The organism is Streptomyces sp. NPDC005141 (assembly GCF_053599975.1).
The window spans coordinates 23,414-44,496 of record NZ_JBSFYW010000023.1 but is presented as its reverse complement, the minus strand read 5'-3'; the positions used below and the strand labels follow the sequence as shown (position 1 = coordinate 44,496).

15 protein-coding genes are annotated in these 21,083 nt (G+C 73.1%); 5 read left to right on the top strand and 10 right to left on the bottom strand.

Annotated elements, in window-relative coordinates; genetic code table 11:
- Positions 1–496 precede the first annotated feature (496 nt).
- Entirely contained in the window at positions 497–1,360 is an 864-nt protein-coding gene (locus ACWD68_RS19830) for a phosphotransferase enzyme family protein (RefSeq protein ID WP_451807719.1), read from the top strand.
- 454 nt (positions 1,361–1,814) lie between these two features.
- On the opposite strand, the gene ACWD68_RS19825 is transcribed toward ACWD68_RS19830, so the two are convergent.
- The 4 genes from ACWD68_RS19825 to ACWD68_RS19810 form a co-directional block, all read right to left on the bottom strand.
- Positions 1,815–2,537, bottom strand: coding sequence for an exonuclease domain-containing protein (locus ACWD68_RS19825; protein WP_451807718.1), 723 nt, complete (start codon positions 2,535–2,537; stop codon positions 1,815–1,817).
- A 105-nt stretch (positions 2,538–2,642) separates the two neighbouring features.
- Positions 2,643–3,881 (bottom strand): SAV2148 family HEPN domain-containing protein, encoded by a 1,239-nt coding sequence (locus ACWD68_RS19820; protein WP_451807717.1) that lies wholly within the window; start codon positions 3,879–3,881, stop codon positions 2,643–2,645.
- 119 nt (positions 3,882–4,000) lie between these two features.
- Positions 4,001–5,317, bottom strand: a complete 1,317-nt coding sequence (locus tag ACWD68_RS19815) for a copper amine oxidase (RefSeq protein WP_451807716.1) — start codon at positions 5,315–5,317, stop codon at positions 4,001–4,003.
- A 56-nt stretch (positions 5,318–5,373) separates the two neighbouring features.
- Positions 5,374–6,189, bottom strand: coding sequence for a Tat pathway signal sequence domain protein (locus ACWD68_RS19810; RefSeq protein ID WP_451807715.1), 816 nt, complete (start codon positions 6,187–6,189; stop codon positions 5,374–5,376).
- Between the two features lie 177 nt (positions 6,190–6,366).
- Here ACWD68_RS19810 and glgX point away from each other — a divergent pair, with 177 nt between their 5' ends.
- Positions 6,367–8,475, top strand: a complete 2,109-nt coding sequence (gene glgX / locus ACWD68_RS19805) for a glycogen debranching protein GlgX (protein ID WP_451807714.1) — start codon at positions 6,367–6,369, stop codon at positions 8,473–8,475.
- A gap of 174 nt (positions 8,476–8,649) precedes the next feature.
- Positions 8,650–11,178 carry a malto-oligosyltrehalose synthase gene (gene treY / locus ACWD68_RS19800; RefSeq protein ID WP_451807713.1) on the top strand — a complete coding sequence of 843 codons (2,529 nt, stop codon included), beginning with the start codon at positions 8,650–8,652 and terminating at the stop codon, positions 11,176–11,178.
- Here the strand turns inward: treY and ACWD68_RS19795 are convergent.
- Complete coding sequence (locus ACWD68_RS19795; RefSeq protein WP_451807712.1) at positions 11,138–12,301, bottom strand: cytochrome P450; 1,164 nt, start codon at positions 12,299–12,301, stop codon at positions 11,138–11,140. The two genes, treY and ACWD68_RS19795, sit on opposite strands and share 41 nt — an antisense overlap.
- A gap of 582 nt (positions 12,302–12,883) precedes the next feature.
- Between ACWD68_RS19795 and ACWD68_RS19790 the strand changes: the two genes are divergently transcribed.
- Positions 12,884–14,134, top strand: coding sequence for a M14 family zinc carboxypeptidase (locus ACWD68_RS19790; RefSeq protein ID WP_451807711.1), 1,251 nt, complete (start codon positions 12,884–12,886; stop codon positions 14,132–14,134).
- Position 14,135: 1 nt separating this feature from the next.
- Here the strand turns inward: ACWD68_RS19790 and ACWD68_RS19785 are convergent, their stop codons facing one another.
- From ACWD68_RS19785 to ACWD68_RS19775, 3 genes are all read right to left on the bottom strand, one after another.
- The gene (locus tag ACWD68_RS19785) at positions 14,136–14,555 is read right to left on the bottom strand and encodes a subtilase-type protease inhibitor (RefSeq protein WP_451807710.1); all 420 of its coding nucleotides are present in this window, start codon (positions 14,553–14,555) and stop codon (positions 14,136–14,138) included.
- Positions 14,552–15,892 (bottom strand): M14 family zinc carboxypeptidase, encoded by a 1,341-nt coding sequence (locus ACWD68_RS19780; RefSeq protein ID WP_451807709.1) that lies wholly within the window; start codon positions 15,890–15,892, stop codon positions 14,552–14,554. The genes ACWD68_RS19785 and ACWD68_RS19780 overlap by 4 nt, the downstream gene beginning before the upstream one ends.
- A 331-nt stretch (positions 15,893–16,223) precedes the next feature.
- Positions 16,224–16,775 carry an FHA domain-containing protein gene (locus ACWD68_RS19775; RefSeq protein ID WP_451807708.1) on the bottom strand — a complete coding sequence of 184 codons (552 nt, stop codon included), beginning with the start codon at positions 16,773–16,775 and terminating at the stop codon, positions 16,224–16,226.
- A 194-nt stretch (positions 16,776–16,969) separates the two neighbouring features.
- On the opposite strand from ACWD68_RS19775, the gene treZ reads away from it, so the two are divergent.
- Positions 16,970–18,715 (top strand): malto-oligosyltrehalose trehalohydrolase, encoded by a 1,746-nt coding sequence (gene treZ / locus ACWD68_RS19770; RefSeq protein ID WP_451807707.1) that lies wholly within the window; start codon positions 16,970–16,972, stop codon positions 18,713–18,715.
- 225 nt (positions 18,716–18,940) lie between these two features.
- Here treZ and ACWD68_RS19765 read toward each other — a convergent pair whose 3' ends face one another.
- Positions 18,941–19,885, bottom strand: coding sequence for an aminoglycoside phosphotransferase family protein (locus ACWD68_RS19765; RefSeq protein ID WP_451807706.1), 945 nt, complete (start codon positions 19,883–19,885; stop codon positions 18,941–18,943).
- A 63-nt stretch (positions 19,886–19,948) separates the two neighbouring features.
- On the bottom strand, positions 19,949–21,073 hold the full coding sequence (locus ACWD68_RS19760) for an aminopeptidase P family protein (RefSeq protein WP_451807705.1): 1,125 nt from the start codon (positions 21,071–21,073) through the stop codon (positions 19,949–19,951).
- Positions 21,074–21,083 lie beyond the last annotated feature (10 nt).

Below are 21,083 nucleotides of genomic sequence, written 5' to 3'. Positions count from 1 at the left end.
CGGTCCAATCAGAACCCGAGTCCATGGGATTTCCCGGCAGGCCCTGCGTTATCCGAGCGTTATGCAATGACCCGACCGTTATTCAACGTGCGCCAGGACTTCACTGTCTGGGCGCAACCGTGACGGAAGGGCGTCGCGGGACTCGTGGACGGTGACATTCCGGCGGCCCCCTGCCCCCCTTTGCGGCCCTCGGCCGCGCGGTTCCGCTTCGCTGGGATCCGCCTCCCTCACATGCCGTTCCCCTGGCGACATCCGCGACCGGCTGCCGTCGGGCCGCCGAACCGCCCCGGGCCCGCCGACCAGTACCGCGGCCGCTTCGCGCAGGACCGGCCGGCGCCTCCGGCATCACGACCCGCCGGGCGGCACCGCGCGGCTCAGGGCACCACGCACCGGGTCCGACCTGTGGGAATGGGACACTGGCCGACGGATGGCGTGAACCCCACGCCGTCGTACGCGAGGGCAGCGCGGGCGGCGCGCGAGGACACGGAGGCGAGCGATGGACGAGGCACGGGCGCGGGACGTACTGGCCGCGGCGAAGGTGCTGCCGGGGCCGGCGCGGGACGCGTCGCTCCTCGCCCTCGGCGAGAACGCGGTGTTCGCCGCCGCCGACCTGGTCGTCAAGGTGGGGCGCGATGCCGAACTCCTCGATCGCGCGCGCCGGGAGCTGGACATCGCCGTATGGCTAGCCGGGGCGGGGGTCCCCGCCGTGCGGGCCGCCGAGCCGGAGCCGCTGCTGGTCGACGGTCACCCCGTGACGGTGTGGCACCGGCTGCCCGAGCCCGTCCGTCCCGCCGAGCCGCGCGATCTGGCCGCCCTGCTGCGGATCGTGCACGCGCTGCCGTCACCCTCCTTCACCCTGCCGCCCCGCGAACTCCTCGGCGGTGTGGAGCGCTGGCTGCGTCTGGCGGGCGACGCGATCGACCCCGTGGACGCGGCGTATCTGCGGGAGCGGCGCGACGGGTTCGCCGCGGCCGCCGCCGCGCTCGCCCCGCATCTGCCACCGGGCCCGATCCATGGCGACGCGCTGCCCCGCAACGTCCATGTCGGCCCGGACGGACCGGTCCTGGTCGACCTGGAGACCTTCTCCGCCGATCTGCGCGAGCACGACCTGGTGGTCATGGCCCTCTCCCGCGACCGTTACGGGCTTCCCGCCGAGGCGTACGACTCCTTCACCGCGGCGTACGGCTGGGACGTCCGCGCGTGGGAGGGCTGCTCCGTCCTCCGGGGCGCCCGTGAGACGGCCAGCTGCGCCTGGGTCGCCCAGCACGCGCCGGCCGACCCCAAGGCGCTGGCGGAGTTCGAACGCAGGGTGGCGTCCCTGCGGGACGGCGACGAGACGGTGCGCTGGTACCCGTTCTGACCTGACGCCCGGTCGGCCCCGAGACCGACGGCATCGCCCTCCACGCCGACGGCCGCCTCGTCGGCGAGGATCGCGGGTCCCCCGGTCTCGACCCGGCGCGGGCTCCCCTGCACCCGGCGCCCACCAGGGATGTGCCCCGGTGCCGGCTCCCACCGGGTGAAGATCGCGAGTCCCTCCGGTCCCGACCGGCGCGGACTCCCGTGTACGCCCCGGCACCCGCCAGGGACGTGCCCCGGTGTCGGCTCCCACCGGCCGAGATCGCGAGTCCTCCGGTCCCGACCCGGCGCGGACTCCCGTGTACGCCCCGGCACCCGCCAGGGACGTGCCCCGGTGTCGGCTCCCCGTGGCCTCCGGTGGCCGCTCCCCCGCTCCCGGTCACGCGCCGCATCCGCTCCGGGCGGGGCCCGGTGATCCCGGCACCGTGTGCCGCGGCGGGCTGTGTGCGCGGGTCGGGTCAGACTCTGTCGTCCGCCAGGTCCCGCAGTGGCCAGGTGCCGTCCACCACCGCGTCCGCGTCGCCCTTGCGGCGCAGGAAGCTCTGGAAGTCGGCCGCCCATTCCGCGTACCAGTCGATCTGGCGGCGGTGCAGCTCGGCGGGGCCGAGGGCCGCGACCTTGGGGTGGCGGCCGGCTATCGCGCAGGCGAGCCGGGCCGCGGCGAGCGCGTCGGCCGAGGCGTCGTGGGCGGAGTCCAGGACCACTCCGTACTCGGTGCAGACCGCTTCGAGGTTGCGCTTGCCCCGGCGGTAGCGGTCCACGGAGCGGTCGATCGTGTACGGGTCGATGACGGGGGCCGGGTCGATGCCGCCGAGCCGCTCGCGCAGCGACGGCAGTCCGTGACGCCGCAGTTCGGCGGAGAGCAGCGTGAGGTCGAAGGCCGCGTTGTAGGCGACGACAGGGACGCCGGTCCGCCAGTAGGTGACGAGGACGCCCGCGATCGCGTCGGCGACCTCGTCGGCGGGCCGGCCCTCGGTGGCCGCCCGCTCATTGGTGATCCCGTGCACCGCCACGGCGTCGACCGGGATCTCCACGCCCGGATCGGCCAGCCACTCGCGGCGTCCTCCCGGCTCTCCGTCCTTGACCTCGATCACGGCGCCCGTGACGATGCGCGCCTCGCGCGGATCGGTCCCGGTCGTCTCCAGGTCGAAGCCGATCAGCAGCTCCCGGTGCCAGCCCATGGGCGGCCCCCCTTCTTCGTGGTGCTTTCCCCCAGTGGTCTCCACGATCCCATGAGCCACTGACAATCCGAGGACCGCGTTCCGCTCGACCGGAGGGAGAGCCCTTCAGGAGACAGGCCGCGAATCGGCCCAAGCCACCTCGAACTCCTCGCGATAGGTGGGGAAGAGTCCCTCTTCATTGCTTTCGTCCGGTTTGACGAGCCGGCTTCCGCCGCGCAGCACCAGGACCGGCGCCTCCATGCCGCGCGTCCGGCGCAGATACGACTGCACGACCGCGATGCCGTCCGAGCCGTCCCCGTCCACGAGGTAGGCGGTGAAGCGCGGCGTCTCGTCGTAGACCTGGATCTCGAAGGCGTCCGGGTCGCGCAGCCTGGACCGGACCCGTCGCATGTGCAGAATGTTCATCTCGACGGCACGGCTCAACTCACCGCGCCTGATGCCGAGTTCACGCTCCCGCCGTTTGACGGCGCTGGACGCGGGGTTCAGGAACAGCAGCCGCGTCCTGCACCCGGACTCGGCGAGGCGGACCAGCCGGCGTCCGGAGAAGTTCTGCACCAGCAGGTTCAAGCCGATGCCGATCGCGTCGAGCCGGCGGGATCCGCCGAAGAGGTCCTCTGCGGGGAACTGGCGCAGCAGCCGCACCCGGTCGGAGTGCACCCCGACGACGTCCGCGTACCGGTCGCCCACGAGGTCCTCGACGGCGTCCACGGGCAGCCGACGGGCGGAGGGCACATCGCTCCCGGCGCCGAGGATCTCCAGGAGCTTCGACGCGGCCCGCTCGGCCTGGCCCAGCACGGCCTCGGACAGAGCGCGGTTGCGCGACACGACGTTCCGGGTCACTTCCAGCTCGTCCAGGGCCAGTTCGACGTCCCTGCGTTCGTCGAAGTAGGGCTCGAAGCACGGCCAGTGCTGCACCATCAGCTCGCGCAGCTGGGGCAAGGTGAGGAAACTGAGCACATTGTCGTCGGCCGGGTCGAGCAAATACCCCTTGCGGCGGCTGACTTCGCGGACGGCGACCGCGCGCTGCACCCACTCCTGCCCGGCGGGACCCGCGGCGGCGACCACCCAGTCGTCGCCGTGGACGGGTTCGTAAATGGGACGGAGAACAGCGGCCACGACCGCGCGCAGCCGCTGTTCGACCAGGTTCAGCCAGATGTAGGCGCGCCCGGCTCGCTGGGCGCGCGTACGCACCTCGCGCCAGGCGTCGGCGCCCCAGTCCAGTTCCGGTCCAATGGATCCCATTTCCATCGGCCGCGCCAGGGACACCGCGCCGGGCGGGACATCTGTGGAGTTCCCCTCGTGACCCTCGTCACCAGGAGGCAACTCCAGCCCTCCCGAGCCCACCCGCGCACCGCCTTCCGCTCCCCCGAGCACTCCCCAGGGGCCAGGCCCCAATCAACGATCAAGGAAGGGTACTCCGGGAGCGGCGAGCGGTGCAGCCCGATGCACAGGTCGTTTCCCAACTACCTTGGTTCGACATGCCCGTTCTGGTCCGCCAGCTCCGGCGGAGTGAGCGGATTCATAGCGGTGACATCACGCGGGGCGATGGAGAAGCCCTGCCAGTGGACCGGCATGGGCTGCTGGTCCTCGTCGCGTGCGATGTGGTGGAAGCCCACGTTGACCCAGACGACGGGGTGCGTGAGCGTCTGCCCGCCGACCCACTTGTCGACGGATTTGCCGTGCCCGGCACCGCAGTTGCGCAGGTTGTCGCTGGCGAACTGCTCGCACTTGTTGTACTCGGTGAAGTAGACGTCGTGCTTGGTGAAGGCACGGCCGAGGTACTTGGTGGTCGCGCCCGGGACGAGCTCGTAGCTGCGGGCGTGATTGTCCTTGTTCTTGCCGGAGTTGCTGACGAGGCGCCACCAGCGCATGTTCTTGGCGTCGCCCGCGAGTTCCTTGGTGACCTTGGTGACCTTGGTCTTGTTACTCGGCGCCTCGGCACCGCTCGCGGGCGGACTGACCGTGGAGTCGTACTGCTCGACCTTGGCCTTGGACGAGCCGTCCAGGCCGAAGTTGAGCCGCCAGAAGACGTTGTGGCTGTGGCTGGTGGCGTAGTCCTTGGCGCCCTTGCCCAGCGGCCAGCCGCGGCCGTCACCCGCGTCGTAGTCACCGGGCGAGAGGCTGCCGGTGGCGCCGACGTTCATGTTGACGGTGCCGTCGTCCTGGAAGCGCCACTCGGTGATGTACTCGTACCAGCCGACCTTGTTGACGGTGTAGACGAGCAGGTCCTTGCCCTGCTTCTGGAAGACCTTGTTCCCGGTGTCGGCCTCCATCCGGTAGGCGTGACCGCGGGTACGGGTCGTGGTGCACAGGCCCTTGACGTTCGCGTGCTGCGGGTCCCACGCGTCGGGGACCTTGACCGTCTTGATGGCGCCGCCGGGGCATTCGGCGGGGACCATGTCGACCAGGCCCTGACCGAAGCCGGCGCCCGTCAGGTCGCTGTACTCGACCGAGCCGTCGTCGTAGGGGACGTCGATCTGGGCGAGCTTGCCGCTGCTGAGGACCTTGATCGGGGCGGCCTCGCCGGGGGGCTGGTAGGAGATGTCCTCCAGGACGAGCCCGGCCTCGCTCTCGTAGTGCCAGCACATCCGCCACGTGGTGCCGGTGGCGAGCTTCTGCTCGATCCGGTACGCCGCGCTGCAGTCGGCGGCCGGGGCGGGAGCGGCCTTCGGCTGGGCGACGGCCGGTCCTGCGGCCGTCGTCGCGCCGGCGGCCAGGGCGAGCACCGAGAGGCCCGCCGCCGCCCGGCTGCGGGCACGGTTGTTTCTGTTGACGCGCATGAAGAAGTGACTCCTTGCGGAAAGCAGTGAAGGTGGGAAGGAGAGGAGGGCGGCGCTCAGCCGAGCTTGCCGACCTTGCGGGCGCTCAGGTCGATCACCAGGTCCCGGCTGTCGATCCAGGGCCCGTTCTTGACCTTCGGGAAGAGCCGTACGCAGCGGTGCTCGCCGCAGGCGTCGAGGACGGCGGGCTGGGCGCCGGGCGTCGCGCGGTAGACCATGCTGTTGAGCATCAGCTGGTCGGGCGAGGCGAGTTCCTTGCCGGTGGCGTCCTTGAAGTCGGCCTTGAGGCCGGCGCCGAGCGGGTCGGCGATCAGCAGTTCGGCCGCCTCGGTCATCTCGTCGCGGCTGATCGGCGGCTGCACGTCGTGCTGGGTGCCCGTCTTCTCGACCTTCCCGGTGTCGAGGTTGACGGTCTTGGTGACGAGCGTGTCGTCCTTGTAGTCGTAGAACGTGACGTCGGCGCGGCGCGGCGCGTTCGGGTCGTCCAGTTCGGCCGTCTCGGGTTCGGCGAGATCGACGCCGATCCGCTGCGGACCACGCTCACCCTCGACGTTCTCGGTGGCGTTGAACAACTGCCGGTTCACCGCGATCCGCTCGACGCGCTTCATCTCGTCGTCGGTCAGCGGGTCACGGCCCTTGCCCTTCTCGCCCTGGGCCGGAGCCCGCTCGACGACGCCGGGCCGCACCGCTCCGCCCTGCTCCCGCTGCGCCGCCCGCTCCTGCGCGGTCGTGCCGGCGGCCAGGCCCCCACCCTGCTCGTCGGCCCCCGCCGACCCCGGAAGGGTGATACCGACCATCACGGCCGTCCCGGCCACCGCGATGGCCGCACCCGCCACCACCTTGCCCAGATGGCGGTGCACTATCTTGCGCACATTTCCCCCACTCCCCCCGCGTTTTCAGGAGTCGCTCGAGTCCCACTGGTTCGGCATACGAGGTATGCCTGGTCATGGGGTAAGAGGGATGTAAGTCATAGGAGGTTCCATCACTTTCGGGGAGACTCGGCTCGGACTCGCCCCCAGGGGCACGGCACTACTGGAAGAGTCATATCCATGCAGGTCTGGCCTGGAGAGGCATATCCACTCGGTGCCACGTACGACGGTGCCGGTACCAATTTCGCGGTCTTCTCGGAGGCCGCCGACCGTATTGAGCTGTGTCTGCTGCACGACGACGGCTCGGAGACGGCCGTGGAACTGCGCGAGACCGACGCGTTCGTCCGGCACGCCTACCTGCCCGGCATCATGCCCGGACAGCGGTACGGCTTCCGGGTGCACGGCCGGTACGCACCGGAGCGCGGGCGGCGTGCCAATTCCGCGAAGCTGCTCCTCGACCCGTACGCGCGGGCGATCGCCGGTTCCGTCACCTGGGGCGAGGAGGTGTACGGCTATCCGTTCGGGTCGCCCGACAAGCGCAACGACCTCGACTCGGCGCCGCACACCATGTCGTCGGTCGTGGTCAACCCGTACTTCGACTGGGGCGACGACCGGCGCCCCCGTACGGAGTACCACCACACCGTGCTCTACGAGGCCCACGTGAAGGGCCTGACCATGCTGCATCCGGCGCTCCCCGACGAGCTGCGCGGCACGTACGCGGCCCTCGCCCACCCGGCGGTCATCGAACACCTGACGGAACTGGGCGTCACCGCGCTGGAACTGATGCCCGTACACCAGTTCGTGAACGACCACCGTCTGGTCGACATGGGGCTCAACAACTACTGGGGCTACAACACCATCGGCTTCTTCGCCCCGCACAACGCGTACGCCTCCTGGGGCGACCGGGGGCAGCAGGTCCTGGAGTTCAAGTCGGCCGTCCGGGCGCTGCACGAGGCCGGCATCGAGGTCATCCTCGACGTGGTCTACAACCACACGGCCGAGGGCAACCACCTGGGTCCGACCCTCTCCTTCAGGGGCCTCGACAACGCCTCGTACTACCGCCTGGCGGACGACCCCCGCTACTACATGGACACCACGGGCACCGGCAACTCCCTCCTCATGCGCTCCCCGCACGTGCTGCAGCTGATCATGGACTCGCTGCGCTACTGGGTCACCGAGATGCACGTGGACGGCTTCCGCTTCGACCTCGCGGCCACCCTGGCGCGGCAGTTCCACGAGGTGGACCGGCTGTCGTCGTTCTTCGACCTCGTCCAGCAGGACCCGGTGGTCTCCCAGGTGAAGCTGATCGCCGAACCCTGGGACGTCGGCGAGGGCGGCTACCAGGTGGGCAACTTCCCGCCCCTGTGGACCGAGTGGAACGGCAAATACCGCGACACCGTGCGGGACATGTGGCGCGGTGAGCCGCGCACGCTGGCCGAGTTCGCGTCCCGGCTGACCGGCTCGTCGGACCTGTACCAGGACGACGGACGCCGCCCGCTCGCCTCCATCAACTTCGTGACCTGCCACGACGGCTTCACGCTGCACGACCTCGTGTCGTACAACAACAAGCACAACCAGGCCAACGGCGAGGACAACCGCGACGGCGAGAGCCACAACCGCTCCTGGAACTGCGGCGCCGAGGGCGAGACGGACGACGCGACCGTGCTGGCGCTGCGCGGCCGGCAGCAGCGCAACTTCATCGCCACGCTGATGCTCTCCCAGGGCGTGCCCATGCTCAGCCACGGCGACGAGTTCGCGCGCTCCCAAGGCGGCAACAACAACGCGTACTGCCAGGACAGCGAGCTGGCCTGGGTGCCGTGGCCGGAGGACGGCTCCGAACTCCTGGACTTCACACGCGCGATGGTGTGGCTGCGCAGGGACCACCCCGTCTTCCGGCGGCGGCGGTTCTTCCACGGGCGGCCCGTCCAGGGCACCCACGACGAGCTCTCCGACATCGCGTGGTTCACCCCGGAGGGCCAGGAGATGACCCAGCGCGACTGGGGTTCCGCGCAGGCCCGGGCGCTGTCGGTCTTCCTCAACGGCAACGCGATCTCCGAGCCGGGCCCCCGCGGCGAGCGGATCGCCGACGACTCCTTCCTGCTGATGTTCAACGCCTCGCCGAAGTCCCTGGACTTCGTCGTACCGGTCGATCACGGCCGCCAGTGGCAGGTCGTCGTCGACACGTCCCAGCCGGAGGGAGTCGCCCCGGGTACGGGCGCGAAGGTCGCGGCCGGGGACCGGCTGACCCTGGTCGACCGGAGCATGACGGTGCTGCAGCGGCCCGCCTAGGGCGGCTCGTGTCCGGTGGCACGCGCGCGCGGGCTTCCGTCGTGGGGCGCACGCGCGCGGGGCGGGGGCCTCTGCGACCGCGCCTTCGGCCGGGCCACCGGACCGGGCCGCCGTGCGTGCCCATATGCGTGCGCCGATGACAGGAAATCGGGCCGGGCGGGTACGTAGGTTCCCATGACACCTGAGCGTCCCGAACCGGCGATCGCGGACCCGGTCGTCCCCGGCCCGGTTGTTCCCGTCGTACCGACCGCCACGTACCGCCTGCAGCTCCAGCCGGAGTTCCCCTTCCGGAGCGCCGAGGCCGCCGTGCCTTATCTGGCCTCGCTCGGCGTCTCCCACCTGCACCTGTCACCCGTCCTGGAGGCCGTCCCCGGCTCCACGCACGGCTACGACGTGGTGGACCACGCGCGCGTACGGGCCGAACTGGGCGGTGAGGAGGGGCTGCGCTCCCTGGCGCGCACCGCGCGGGAGCACGGGCTCGGCCTCGTCGTGGACATCGTGCCGAACCACATGGCGATGGCCCCGCGCCACAACCACGCCCTGTGGGAGGTGCTGCGCGAGGGGCCCGGGTCGCCGTACGCGCGCTGGTTCGACATCGACTGGGACGCCCAGGGCGGCCGGATCCTGCTGCCGGTGCTCGGGGACCGCCTCGGCGCCGAGATCGGCCACCTGAAGGTCGACGGCGACATACTGCGCTACTACGACCACGTGTTCCCGCTGCGCGAGGGCACCGGGAAGCTGCCGCTGCCCCAGCTCCTCGACGCCCAGTGGTACCGCCCGGCATGGTGGCGGCTGGCCCGCACGGACCTCAACTACCGGCGCTTCTTCAGCATCTCGGAGCTCATCGGCGTGCGGGTCGAGGACCCGGAGGTGTTCGCGGCGACCCACGCGAAGATCCTGGAACTCCTCGACGACGGTGTGATCGACGGACTCCGCGTCGACCATCCGGACGGTCTGGCGGACCCGGACGCGTATCTGCGCCGGCTGCACGAGGCGACCGGAGGACGCTGGACGGTCGTCGAGAAGATCCTCGCGGACGGTGAGCCGCTCCCGCCCGCGTGGCCCGTGGCGGGCACCACCGGCTACGACGCGCTGCGGCACGTCGACGGCCTCTTCACGGACGAAGCGGGCGCGAGCCGGCTCCTCGGCCGCTACCGGCGGTTCGCGGGCCCGCAGGCCGACCGGGGCGGCCACTGGGAGAGCACGGTGCGCCGGGCGGCGTACAAGGTGGTCACCCACGAGCTGGCCACCGAGGTGGAGCGCCTCACGCGCGCGGTGAGCGCCCTGTGCGCCGCGTCCCTCGATCCGGCCCTGCGCGACCACGCCCCCTGGGCCCTGGGCGCCGCGCTGCGGGAGCTCCTGGTCCGGCTGGAGGTGTACCGGCCCTATCCGTCCACGGACGCGTCCCTGGTGGTGACCGAGCGGGCCGCCGACGAGGCCAGGGCCGCGTTCAGGGTGCCCGAGGAGGCGCATGCCGTGGACGTCGTACGGGACCTGGTGCTCGGGCGGGGCGGTGACGGGCCCGAGGCGGCCGAGTTCCGGGCCCGGTTCGCGCAGACCTCGTCGGCGCTGCGGGCCAAGTCCGTGGAGGACACCGCGTTCTACCGCTATGTGCCGCTGCTGTCCGCGAACGAGGTGGGCGGTGACCCGGGCAGCCCCGCGGTGTCCCCGGAGGACTTCCACGCCTACTGCGCGCGCGTGCAGCGCGACTGGCCCGCCACCGGAACCGTCCTGTCGACCCACGACACGAAGCGCAGCGCCGACGTGCGCGCCGCCGTCTCGGTCCTCACCCAGTGCCCGGAGCGCTGGTCCGACGTCCTCGCCGAGGTGGCCCACGACGGGGCGGGGATGCCCGACCCGCAGGTGGCATGGGCCGCCTGGCAGACCGTGTTCGGTCTCGGACCCGCCGACGACGGCGGTGGGCACGAGCGGGAGGGCGGGGGCGGGGGCGGGGGCGGGGGCGAGGGCAGGGGCGGGGGCGAGGGCAGGGGCGAAGGCGCCGGTGCGGCTTACGAGGCGCGGGTCCGGGACGCCCTGTTGAAGCACATCAGGGAGGCCGGAACGCACACCGCCTGGACCGAGCGGGATCCCGCGTACGAGGACGCGGTGGCGACGTTCGTCACCGAGGGGCCGTGCGGGGCCCCTGGCCGGCGGGTGGCCGCCCTCCGGGCCTCCCTGGCACCGCATGTGCGGGCGAACGTCCTCGGGGCAGCTCTCGTCCATCTGACGATGCCCGGGGTGCCGGACGTGTACCAGGGCACCGAGGACGAGTACCGGGCGCTGGTGGACCCGGACAACCGGGGGGCGTTCGCGCCGCGGGACCTGTCCGCGGAGAAGGTGGCGCTCACGGCCGCCGCGCTGCGGCTCCGCGCCCGGCGGCCCGGCGTCTTCGGCGACGCGGCGACGTACGCGCCGCTGCCGGCCGAGGGCCCGGGAGCCGCGCACTGCGCGGCGTTCGTGCGGTCGGGAGAGGTGATCACGGCCGTCACCCGGCTGTCGCTGCTGCTGGCGGAGGCCGGCGGCTGGCGCGACACCCGTCTCGCGCTCCCCGAGGGACGGTGGGCCGATCTGCTCTCGCCGGACTCGCCGGAGCGGGAGTTCACGGGGCACGCGCGCGTGGCGGACCTCTTCGGGAGGTCGCCCGTCGTGCTGCTGGAGCGCGTCAGCGCAGACGCACCGGCAGGGTCCGGGGAGAGCGGCTGATCAGACCCTCGGCGGGAGGCCGGGGTCCCGGCGCCCTGCGGAGGTCCGGCAGGACGCTCAGCAGGGCGCGCAGACCGTGTTCCGCCGTCAGCCGGGCCAGCGGGGCACCCAGGCAGAAGTGCGGTCCCGAGCCGTACGCGAGTTCACCCGGGTCGGTGCGGAAGACGTCGTAGCGGTCCGGGTCCGCGAACCGTGCCGGGTCGCGGCCCGCGGCACCGAGCAGACACGCCACGGTGGCGCCCTCGGGAATCGGGCCGATCGGTTCGAGGGTCCGGCGCGGCACGATCTGCAGCGGCGGATCGCGGCGCAGCGACTCGGCCCAGGCGCCGCCCGTCAGCTCGGGGCGGGTCCGGATCAGGTCCAACTGGCCCGGATGGTCGAGGAGGTTGGCGAGGAACGAGGCGAGCGCGCGTGCGGTCGTCTCGCCGGCGGCGCCCAGCACCGCCCCGGCCAGACCCGTCACGGCCTCGTCCGGCAGGGGACGGCCGTCGGCCCGGACCGCGCACAGCGCGGACAGCAGATCGTCTCCGGGGTGGGCACGGCGGCGGACGACATGGGGGCGCAGGTAGGCGTCGAGTCCGGGGAGGTGGCCGCCGAGGTGGTCGAGTCCCGTGCGGCACCAGGCGTGCACGCGCGCGGTGTCCTCGTAGGGCAGCCCGAGCGCGGCGACGGCCGCCGCGGCGGGCAGCCACTGGCAGAACTCGGCGACGAGATCGGCCTCCCTGCGGGACGCGAGGCGGCGGGCGAGGACGTACGCGGTGCGCTCCACCCCCGATTCCAGGGCGGCCAGCGCGCGCCCACGGAACGCCGGGGACAGGTGGGCCCGGTGGGTGCCGGGCGTGCCGTCCTCCCGGCGGGCCGGTGCGGGTCCGGGCGAGGGCGGGACGAGCCGCGGGTCCGCGAGTGCGGCGCGGACATCGGCGTACCTGCTGATCAGCCAGGCGCCGAACGGCTCGTCGTACACGAGGGGGAAGTCTCGGCGCAGGGTGCGGTAGAGCGGGTGGGGGTCGCGCTCGGTGCCGGGATCGAGCAGGCTCGGCAGGACGGTCGCACGCGCGGACGGCACGCGCGGGGGCAGGTACGGCGCCTCGGACGAGGGGCCCGGGGGCGCGAACGGGGTCACCGGCGAGAGGGACAGGGACGTGTACGGGTTCGGCGGCGGACCCGCGACGGGCGAGAGGTGCCCGGTCAGGAAGCCCGGCGGCGGCGGACCCGCGGGGGACGGGGGAGGCGCGCACGGCGCGGACGGGGGCGGGGGCGGGCCGACGACCGGTGGGCCGGCGGGTTTCGCCGACGGGCGGCCTTCGCCGGGAAGGCCATGAGGACACAGCACCGCGGGCCACCACCTCGGGTCTGCGCGCCGGACCCGCGCGCGGTTGTTCCGAGTCGACCACCGCCTGGCCGGGACCGCAGTTCCCGTACACCCGTACGGGTGAATCGTGTACGTGGCACCGGCTCGCCCGCGCGTGGCGCGCGCGGGCGCCTGCCGCCCTTCCCCGGCTTCCGTCCACGAGCCCCTCCCCCGGTTCTCCGCAGGCCCGGGGGTGCGGTCCGCACCGGACCCGGGAAACCGGCGCATCCGCGACGGTCCATTGCCAGGGGAAAATGCCACCCTGCGCTCCGCGGAGCCGCTCCGTCGCGTCCTTGACAGTTACCCGAGACCGTGGAGTACTGCCAAAAGCGACGCAGGGCGGACCAGTCGGGGGTGAGTCACCTGCCGGAGTTGCGCTATCCCAGTGTGACCGAAATCGTCTCGTCCGCCTGGGCGTTGGCGGCCCACCGACCCGACCTGTGCGTCCTGAGACAAGTGGGCACCTCCCGCGCGGGCAGGCCCCTCCACCTGCTGTCCGTCGGTCACGCCCGGCGCGCGGTCCTCGTGGTGGCCGGGGCCCACGCGAACGAACCGACGGGCGGTTCGACGCTGCTGTCGCTGGCCGAACGCGTGCTGCGCCGACGGGAGTTGCGAAGAGACACCTCCTGGCACTTTCTGCTCTGCGCGGACCCCGACGGGGCGAGCCTGCATGTGACGCCCGCGCCGCGCACCCTGCTCGACTACCATCTGGGCTTCTTCCGTCCGGCCGGACCCGAGCAGCCGGAGTGGTCGCCCTCCGTCCTGCCGCCCGACCGTCTGCCGCCGGAGACCCGCGCGCTGACCCGGGTCATCGACGAGCTGCGGCCCTACCTGCAGGTGACGCTGCACGGGACCGATCTGGGCGGCAGCTGGGTGCAGTTGACCAAGGACATCCCGGGGCTCGCGGAGCCGTTCGCGAAGTCCGCGGCGGAGCTGCGCATCCCGGTCGAGACGGCCGCGTCGGACGCCGCGGGCTGGCCCGCTTCCGGTCCCGGGGTGCATGTGATGCCGGCGCCCGGCTCGGACGCGGCGTACCCGAGCATGCCGGACGACGCCCGGCACAGCACCTGGTACCACGCCCACCGGTACGGCGGTCTGACGGCCGTTGTCGAGGTGCCGATGTGGGCCAGCGACCTGGTGGACGATCCGGCGCCCCACCCCGCCCCGGCGGCGGCGATGCGGCGCCTGGCGCACCGGCTGCTGACCGACGCGTTCCAGGTGGAGGCGGTGCTCGGGCGGGCCCTGCCACGACTGCCGGGACCCGACGGGCCCCTTCTGCGGGCGGCGAAGTGGGCGCTGGGGCTCGTGCCGGGTCTCGCCGCGGACTGGTCGCAGGCGCCCCCTCCGGACACGACGATGGCGTACGTGGGCAGCGTGGACGCGTTCGGCCGGCGGATCCCGCTGCGGGCCGCGTCCATGCTGCTGCGCGTCCTCCAGGAGGCCGGCGACCGCGAGGCACCCCATCTCGAACAGCTGGTGGCCGACTGGAGCGACGCCTTCGCCGAGCGCTTCCGGGCACGCTGGGTGCCGCTGGAGAACCAGGTCGAACACCAGGCGCGTACGGTGATGGCGGCCGCCCGTCACGCCCGCGACACCGCCGCCTGACTCAGCTCGGCAGGTCGAACACCGCACCCGTCTCGGCTCCCATGGCGCAGGAGTTCGAGAACGTGTGCGTGTAGTCGACCCGGCGGCCGTCCCACGCGCCGTACGCCGACACGGTCACCGGCGCGTAGATCATCGGGCACATGGCGCCGGGCCGGGGCGGAATGCGGCCGATGTCGCCCCCGGCGGCGCGGAGTTGCCCGCACGCCTCGGTCGCGCGGGCGTGACCCTGGGGCGGGTCGCAGAGCAGCAGGACGCCGCGGGGGTCGCTGGAGCGGGCGTCGCCCCGGGTGACACCGAGGCGGAGCCAGTTGCCGGACCGTTCCTCGCCGGATGCCGCGCGGGCGGCCGGGGGCGCGCCCGCCAGGAGGAGCGCGACCGGTACGAGCAGGGCGACGCGGAGCGCCGAGAGGGTCTTCTTCATTCCTGGTGCATCGGCACCGTGGCCTGCGCACCCCAGTCCGGGTCACCCGAACGGGAACGCGCACCCGCGCGGCGCCCCGCGAGGTCGAACGCGGCGAGCACCACCCGCGCCTGGTATTCGACCTGGCGTGCGACCGGTATCCAGCGGGCCCCGCAGCCGTCGCGGTAGTCGGCGCACCACGCGTCGATCAGCCGGTCGAGTTCGGGCAGCGCGTCGCACGGGTCGTGCCCGGAGGCGGTGACCAGCTGGTGCAGCAGCCCGGCCGTGCGCAGCGCGACCCGGCGTCCGGCGAGGCGCAGAGCCGTGAGCCGGGCGGTGTCGAGCGGCGGCAGGGCGCGCGCTCCGGCGTCCCGCACGTCGGGATCCCAGGAGTCGGCGAGTCCGGGGCCGACCAGTAAATAGTCGTCGACGGGCGCGAGGAGACAGGTCACGTCCGGCGAACTGCCTAGGCCGGGCCGCACGCGGGCCAGAATGCCTTCCAGGAGCCGTGTGTCGTGCCGCAGCGTGCGGCTGACGGAGCGGAGCACCGCGTCGGGATCGGCCGGGCGCGCCGGGTCCTCGACGGCGCCGACACCCCACATGGGTGCCTCGACGATCGCCGTCACCGTGCCGTGCGGCTGCGGGTGGAACCAGGTGGACTCGACCGCGGCCTCAGTGATGGCGGCGGCCAGGTCTCCCCTGCGCGGCGGCGGGACGCGGTAGACGGCGGGGCCGAGCGCCGGCCAGTACAGGGTGTCGTACGGGCCGAGTTCGCGCGGGATGCCGAGGCGGGCCGCGCTGTGCGCGACGCGCTGGGCGAGACCGGGCAGGTCGCGGGTCAGCTCGACGAAGGCGCCGCCGACGTCGACGCCGTGCAGGGAGCACTGGAGGAACGGCCTCAGCTCGTCCTGGAGGCCGAGCAGGGTGCGGGTCTCCGGCAGGACGGTGCCGTCCGCGCCCTCGGGCAGCCATTCGGGCTGTTCCAGGAAGCCGGGCCGGAAGAAGTGCCGGAAGTAGTGGCCGAGGGTGTACGGGCCGCGGAGCCAGGCCTCGTTGCGGCGCGAGCCGTCCGGGTCGAGGCAGAGCAGCAGGTTCCAGGTGGCGTCCGCGCCCTCGGTGAGCCGGGGGTCGGCGAGTGCCCGTTCGGCCAGCCGCAGGACCGTGGCACCGCCCACGGGTTCGTTGGCGTGCGGTCCGGCGACGACGAGGGCCTGGCGGCTGCCGTGTCCGACGGACAGGAGCCACAGCGGCGTGCCCGCCCGTGAGGTGCCCACGCGGCGCAGCCGGGCGGCGTCGGGGTGCCGGGCGACGAGCGCGGCGGCGCGGACGCCGAGTTCGTCCACGGTCGGGTAGCGCACGAGTGGCGGCAGGGCACACCTCCACTCGTACGGTGCCGTCGGTTCACCTGATGTGCATGGTGTACACACAGTCAGTCACGGCTCCGGGGGTACGTCAACACCGTGGGACGCAAGGGATGTTGCGGAGATCGGCGGGTGGACGCCGGTCCGGGGCGGGAACCGGAACGCGGGGACTCCCCGGGGAACACACCACGCCCCGGGACCGACACACTGCCGGGTGCACCGCGCCTGACCGGACGCCTTCCGCCGCGACACCACGGCCCGACCGGACGCCGGACGCCGCCCGCCTCGGCACCACGACTCGGCCGGGCGTCCTCCGCGATGGCGGGGCTCAGTCCGAAGCGAGGCGGAACAGCATCCGGCCGAAGCCGATCTGGTCGCCGTCCTGCACGACGGACGCGCCGATGACGCGCCGTCCGTTGACGGTCGTGCCGTTGGTCGAGCCGAGGTCGCGCAGCACCCACACGCCGCTCTGCCGGCTCAGTTCGGCGTGCACCCGGGACACCGTCTCGTGGTTGAGGCGCAGCCCGCTGGCCGGGTCCCGGCCGATGCGGAGCGGGTAGGGGTTGCCGGGGTTGGGCAGCTGCAGCTTGGGCAGGCGCTCGGCCTGCCAGGCCCTGCGCAGCCGTACGGTGAAGCCGGAGACGGCCTCCACGGTGCCGAACACCAGCTTCGACCAGCGGCGCTCGGTGGGCAGGTCCGCGGTGAGCACGGCGAGCTCGTCGGACCGGCGGGCGGCCAGTGCCAGCTCCATGCGGCGGATGAACGTGTCGTGCGAGAGGCGGCCGAGGGCGACGCCGTCGCGGAGGGACTTGAGCGCCCGGTCGCGCTCCGCGTCGGACAGCCGCGCGGGGTACGTGTGGAACTCGAAGGACGACGTCACGATGGTGATTGTCGGGCAGTAACGACGGGGTGTCCAGAAGAGCCCGAAACGGTGCGAGGGGCCGAGTGGAGCCGTTCACGCGGCCAAAGGGCGACGAACACGCGGCAAAAGGGTGGATCCGAAAGCGAATTGATCTCCGGTGAAGCACCATGGACGGGCCAATGTCACGGCGAGCCGACAAGGGGGAACCGTCTGTGCGATTCGAAGTGTGGGCGCCGCAGGCCGACCGGATGACACTCCATTGCGCGGGTGTCACGAGCGCGTTGGACCGCGATCCCGAGCGTGCCGGGTGGTGGACGGGCCACGCGGACGCGCAGGAGGGGACCCGGTACGGGTTCTCGGTGGACGACGGCCCCGTGCTGCCCGACCCCCGCTCGCTCCGGCAGCCGGACGGCCCCGACGGACTGAGCGCGGTGGTCAACCAGGGGCGGTACGCGTGGCGCGCCGAGTGGCCCGGCAGAGCACTGCCGGGCGCGGTGCTCTACGAACTGCATGTGGGTACGTACACGCCCGAGGGCACGCTGGACGCCGCGGCTGAGCGGCTCGGGCATCTGGCGGAACTAGGCGTCACACACGTCGAGTTGATGCCGCTGTGCCCGTTCCCCGGCCGGCACGGCTGGGGCTACGAGGGTGTCTCCCTGTGGGCCGTGCACGAGCCTTACGGCGGCCCCGAGGCGCTGAAGCGCTTTGTCGACCGGGCGCACGAACTCGGCCTGGGAGTCGTCCTCGACGTCGTGCACAACCACCTCGGCCCCTCCGGCAACCATCTTCCCGCGTTCGGGCCCTACTTCACGGACACCCATCAGACGCCCTGGGGCTCCGCCGTGAACCTCGACGCGCCCGGCTCGGACGAGGTGCGCGCGTACCTCGTGGGCAGCGCGCTGGCATGGCTGCGCGACTACCGGATCGACGGACTGCGCCTGGACGCGGTGCACGCGCTGCGGGACACCCGTGCGCTGCACTTCCTGGAGGAGCTGTCGACGGCCGTGGACGCCCTCGCCGGCGACCTGGACCGGCCGGTCTTCCTGATCGCCGAATCGGATCTGAACGACCCGCGGCTCATCACCTCCCGCGAGGAGGGCGGTCTCGGGCTGCACGCCCAGTGGAACGACGACTTCCACCACGCGCTGCACACCACGCTCACCGGTGAGACGCAGGGCTACTACGCGGACTTCGGCCGCGCTCCGCTCGCGGCGCTGAGCAAGACGCTGACGTCGGGCTACTTCCACAACGGCACGTACTCCAGCTTCCGGGGACGGCATCACGGCCGCCCGTTCGACCGTGCGCGCGTCTCGGCGCAGCGGCTGCTCGGCTACGCGCAGACCCACGACCAGATCGGCAACCGCGCCCAGGGGGACCGGCTCTCGGCCTCCCTCTCCCCGGGGCTGCTGGCCTGCGCGGCGGCGCTGACGCTGACCGCGCCGTTCACGCCGATGCTCTTCATGGGCGAGGAGTGGGCCGCGGGCACCCCCTGGCAGTTCTTCACCGACCACACCGACCCCGAACTCGCGGAGGCCGTACGGCGCGGCAGGCGGCGGGAGTTCGCGGCGCACGGCTGGGCCGAGGAGGACGTCCCGGACCCGCAGGACCCGGCGACCCGGGACCGCTCCTGTCTCGACTGGTCGGAGCCCGAGGCGCCCTCGCACGCGCGCGTGCTGGCCTGGTACCGCGAACTGATCGCCCTGCGGCACGGTCAGGCCGACCTCTCGGACCCCGATCTCGCGGCGGTCAGGGTCGCCCACGATCCGGGCGCCCGCTGGCTCGCCGTCCGGCGCGGGGACGTCCGGGTCGCCGTGAACCTGTCCAAGGACCCCACGGCGATCCCCCTCGGCATCCGCCGCGCGCGGGTCCTCGCGGCCTGGGACCCGGTCGAAGCACCGGGCGCGGACGGGGTCCTGAACGTGCCGGGCGAGTCGTGCGTGGTGCTGGCACAGGCGTGAGGCGCTCGGCGCAGCCGCCCACGCGGGGCGCGCTCGGTACAAAGGTCGTCCGGGGCGCGCTCGGCGCAAGGGTCGTCCGGGGCGCGCTCGGCGCGGGCGCTCGTGCGGCGCGCCGGCGCCGCAGCCGAGACGCTCCCCGCCCCACGTCGGCCACTCCGTACGGGCATCGGGCACCCGCGCGGACCCCACGCACTCCCGCGCCGGCGGACGCCCGCCCCCCGCGCCCTACGGCACGTCGTCCGGTCCGTCCCGCAGATCCGTGACCCGTTCCAGCAGGATCGACTCCCAGGCGCGCCGCAGCCGGGCCTCCAGGAGCGGGACGGGAGTGTCGTCGCGGGCGCGGCCTCGACGGCGGCCGGCGAGCCGGACGACGGTGTCGCAGCGGGACAGCCACAGGCCGCGCAGGCAGGGGCGGGCGCCGTATCCGGCGAGCGTGGCGGCGCGTACGGCCGCGGGGGCGCCGACGGCCGCGGCGAGCCCGGCGATGTCCTCGGCGGGATCGCCGAGGACCGCGTCGGTCCAGTCGAGGACGCCCCGCACGCGCCCGTCGGGGCTGACCACGAGGTGGTCGCCCGAGAGGTGGTGGTGCACGAGGACCGCGGCGCCGGTCTGCGCGCCGAGCTGGACGGCGGCGGGCGCGGCGAGCTGGGCGAATCGCGCGGGGTCGAACTCCTCGGCGGGGAGCCGCTCGGCGGCGCGTATCGCGGCGGCCCGCAGGGTCTCCAGGGAGCGCGGCGGGGTGCGCGGCACACCGAGCGTCTCGGCCTGGCGTACGGGGACCTCGCGCAGCCCGGTCAGCAGCCCCGCCAGGTCGGCCTCGCCGAGGGCCGAGACGTCCTGCTCCTCGCCGGAGACGCCGGGCACCTTGGTGTCGAGGGTGTAACTCAGTCCGCTCGCCCACTCGCCCCGCGCGACACTCACCGGGACGGCGACCCCGATGAGCGGGCGGACCAGGTCGCGCAGCCGCAGCTCACGGCGTTGGCGCAGCGAGGCGTCGCGGTTCTGGGTGAGCCGCAGCACATGGCGTCGGCCCACCCACCAGGTGGAGTGCCCGCCCTCCTCCGCGACGGGCCGCACCTCCGGTCCCGGGCCCGCCGCGGTGTCGTCGGTGAGCAGTGAGAGGACCAGTCGGCGGACTGTTTCCGTGGTCGGTGCCGGTGTCTGGGTCATGGTCGCGCCCTTGTCGTCCGGGTGCGGGGGCGAGGCGGTTGCCGCGCGGTCGACGGTCGCACGTCAGTCGACGATCACCATCTCGCGGGATGTGGTGTTGAGGCGGCGTCCGCCGTCATCGGTCACCGTGACGATGTCCTCGATCCGGACCCCGAACCGGCCGGGCAGATAGATGCCCGGCTCCACGGAGAAGCACATGCCGGGGACCAGGGGCTGTTCCTCGCCCTCGACCATGTAGGGCGGCTCGTGGGTGGTGACGCCGATGCCGTGCCCGGTGCGGTGGATGAAGTGGTCGCCGTACCCGGCGTCCTTGATGACGGCGCGCGCCGCGCGGTCGATGTCCTGGCAGGCGGCTCCGGGCCGCACGGCACGGAAGCCGGCCTCCTGGGCCTCGCGCACGATGTCGTGCACCTTGCGTTCCTCGTCGTCCGGATCGCCGACGTGGACCGTGCGGGAGGTGTCGGAGCCGTAGCCCTCCTTGAGGCCGCCGAAGTCCAGGACCACCATGTCGCCGTGCTCGATGACACGCTCGTCGGCCTCGTGGTGCGGGTTGGCCCCGTTGGGGCCCGAGGCGACGATGGTGAAGTCGACCTGGGAGTGCCCGAACCGGCGCAGCAGATCGGCGAGGTCGCCGGAGACCTCCGACTCCCTGCGGCCCGCGAAGGAGACCTTCCGGATCTCCTCGAACGCCGCGTCCGCGGCCGCTCCGGCGGCCGCGAGCCGGTCCAGTTCCGCCTGGTCCTTGACGGCCCTGAGCATCGGCATGGCCTCGGTGAGCGCGGTGTAGCGGCTGTCGGGGAGCCGCTTCTGCAGGCCGAGCAGGTGCAGGGCCCAGCCGTTGTCGCTCACCCCGAAGCGGCCGGCGCGCTCCAGGAGGGGCGCGGCCACCTCGTAGGGGTCCGTGCCGTCGGTCCAGTCGTGGAGGGTCAGCGCGGGTGCGCCGGCCGACTTGGCCGCGTCGGGCGCCTCCAGGGTGGGCACGACGAGGGCCGGTTCGTGTCCTGCCCGCAGTACCAGCAGGGTGAGCCGCTCGGTCTCCACCGGGCGGTACCCGGTCAGCCACACCAGGTCGGGCCCCGGCGCGACCAGGACGCCGTCGAGACCGGCGTCGGCCGCGGCGTCGGCGGCGCGCCGCATACGGGCCTCGTAGTCGCCGGCGGTGAAGGGCGCGGGTGTGGCGGTGGTCATCCATGCCTCC